This is a genomic window from Bacillus sp. E214 (assembly GCF_008087365.1).
Lineage (GTDB): Bacteria > Bacillota > Bacilli > Bacillales > Pradoshiaceae > Pradoshia.
In genome coordinates, this window is record NZ_VENN01000014.1 from 1 (window position 1) to 3,060 (window position 3,060).

General features: G+C 52.5%; 1 rRNA gene. It reads right to left on the reverse strand.

Features of this window, described 5'->3' with window-relative positions:
• Positions 1–43 precede the first annotated feature (43 nt).
• A 23S ribosomal RNA gene (locus FHY47_RS18735) occupies positions 44–2,979 on the reverse strand.
• Positions 2,980–3,060: the final 81 nt, after the last annotated feature.

Here is a 3,060-nt window from a genome sequence, read left to right on the forward strand (position 1 = left end):
TCAAAACTGGATAATGTAAGTTTGGCAAGTATGCTTGATTCATTTGGTTAAGTCCTCGAACGATTAGTATCCGTCAGCTCCATGTGTCACCACACTTCCACCTCGGACCTATCAACCTGATCATCTTTCAGGGTTCTTACTAGCTTGCGCTATGGGAAATCTCATCTCGAGGGGGGCTTCATGCTTAGATGCTTTCAGCACTTATCCCGTCCGCACGTAGCTACCCAGCTATGCTCTTGGCAGAACAACTGGTACACCAGCGGTGCGTCCATCCCGGTCCTCTCGTACTAAGGACAGCTCCTCTCAAATTTCCTGCGCCCACGACGGATAGGGACCGAACTGTCTCACGACGTTCTGAACCCAGCTCGCGTACCGCTTTAATGGGCGAACAGCCCAACCCTTGGGACCGACTACAGCCCCAGGATGCGATGAGCCGACATCGAGGTGCCAAACCTCCCCGTCGATGTGGACTCTTGGGGGAGATAAGCCTGTTATCCCCGGGGTAGCTTTTATCCGTTGAGCGATGGCCCTTCCATGCGGAACCACCGGATCACTAAGCCCGACTTTCGTCCCTGCTCGACTTGTAGGTCTCGCAGTCAAGCTCCCTTGTGCCTTTACACTCTGCGAATGATTTCCAACCATTCTGAGGGAACCTTTGGGCGCCTCCGTTACTCTTTAGGAGGCGACCGCCCCAGTCAAACTGCCCACCTGACACTGTCTCCCACCCCGATCAGGGGTGCGGGTTAGAATGTCAATACAGCCAGGGTAGTATCCCACCGATGCCTCCACCGAAGCTGGCGCTCCGGCTTCAAAGGCTCCTACCTATCCTGTACAAGCTGTACCAAAATTCAATATCAGGCTGCAGTAAAGCTCCACGGGGTCTTTCCGTCCTGTCGCGGGTAACCTGCATCTTCACAGGTACTATAATTTCACCGAGTCTCTCGTTGAGACAGTGCCCAGATCGTTACGCCTTTCGTGCGGGTCGGAACTTACCCGACAAGGAATTTCGCTACCTTAGGACCGTTATAGTTACGGCCGCCGTTTACTGGGGCTTCAATTCGCACCTTCGCTTGCGCTAAGCGCTCCTCTTAACCTTCCAGCACCGGGCAGGCGTCAGCCCCTATACTTCGCCTTGCGGCTTCGCAGAGACCTGTGTTTTTGCTAAACAGTCGCCTGGGCCTTTTCACTGCGGCTCTTCGAGGCTATAAACCTCTAATGAGCACCCCTTCTCCCGAAGTTACGGGGTCATTTTGCCGAGTTCCTTAACGAGAGTTCTCTCGATCACCTTAGGATTCTCTCCTCGCCTACCTGTGTCGGTTTGCGGTACGGGCACCTTCTTCCTCGCTAGAGGCTTTTCTTGGCAGTGTGGAATCAGGAACTTCGGTACTCTAGTTCCCTCGCCATCACAGCTCAGCCTTATGTGATGAGCGGATTTGCCTGCTCATCGGCCTAACTGCTTGGACGCGCATATCCAACAGCGCGCTTACCCTATCCTACTGCGTCCCCCCATCACTCAAATGGAAGAGAGGTGGTACAGGAATATCAACCTGTTGTCCATCGCCTACGCCTTTCGGCCTCGGCTTAGGTCCCGACTAACCCTGAGCGGACGAGCCTTCCTCAGGAAACCTTAGGCATTCGGTGGAAGGGATTCTCACCCTTCTTTCGCTACTCATACCGGCATTCTCACTTCTAAGCGCTCCACATGTCCTTCCGGTCATGCTTCACAGCCCTTAGAACGCTCTCCTACCACGCATACCATACGGTATGCATCCACAGCTTCGGTGATACGTTTAGCCCCGGTACATTTTCGGCGCAGAGTCACTCGACCAGTGAGCTATTACGCACTCTTTAAATGGTGGCTGCTTCTAAGCCAACATCCTGGTTGTCTGGGCAACTCCACATCCTTTTCCACTTAACGTATACTTTGGGACCTTAGCTGGTGGTCTGGGCTGTTTCCCTTTTGACTACGGATCTTATCACTCGCAGTCTGACTCCCGAGTATAAGTCTTTGGCATTCGGAGTTTGTCTGAATTCGGTAACCCGATGAGGGCCCCTAGTCCAAACAGTGCTCTACCTCCAAGACTCTAAACTCGAGGCTAGCCCTAAAGCTATTTCGGAGAGAACCAGCTATCTCCAGGTTCGATTGGAATTTCTCCGCTACCCACACCTCATCCCCGCACTTTTCAACGTGCGTGGGTTCGGACCTCCATCCAGTGTTACCTGGACTTCATCCTGGACATGGGTAGATCACCTGGTTTCGGGTCTACGACCACATACTGCAAACGCCCTATTCAGACTCGCTTTCGCTGCGGCTCCGTCTCATCAACTTAACCTTGCATGGGATCGTAACTCGCCGGTTCATTCTACAAAAGGCACGCCATCACCCATAAAAGGGCTCTGACTACTTGTAGGCACACGGTTTCAGGATCTCTTTCACTCCCCTTCCGGGGTGCTTTTCACCTTTCCCTCACGGTACTGGTTCACTATCGGTCACTAGGGAGTATTTAGCCTTGGGAGATGGTCCTCCCGGATTCCGACGGGATTCCTCGTGTCCCGCCGTACTCAGGATCCACTCGGGAGGGAACGAAGTTTCGACTACAGGGTTGTTACCTTCTCTGACGGACCTTTCCAGGTCGCTTCATCTACCCCGTTCCTTTGTAACTCCACAATGAGTGTCCTACAACCCCAGATGGCAAGCCATCTGGTTTGGGCTGATTCCGTTTCGCTCGCCGCTACTCAGGAAATCGCATTTGCTTTCTCTTCCTCCGGGTACTTAGATGTTTCAGTTCCCCGGGTGTGCCTTCATACACCTATGAATTCAGTGTAAGATACTGCCCCATTACGGGCAGTGGGTTTCCCCATTCGGAAATCTCCGGATCAAAGCTTACTTACAGCTCCCCGAAGCATATCGGTGTTAGTCCCGTCCTTCATCGGCTCCTAGTGCCAAGGCATCCACCGTGCGCCCTTATTAACTTAACCGTTAAAAAACTCTTACTCGGTTTTTATTAAAACGCATTTACTTTGCCTTACATTACATTATCCAGTTTTCAAAGAACGATT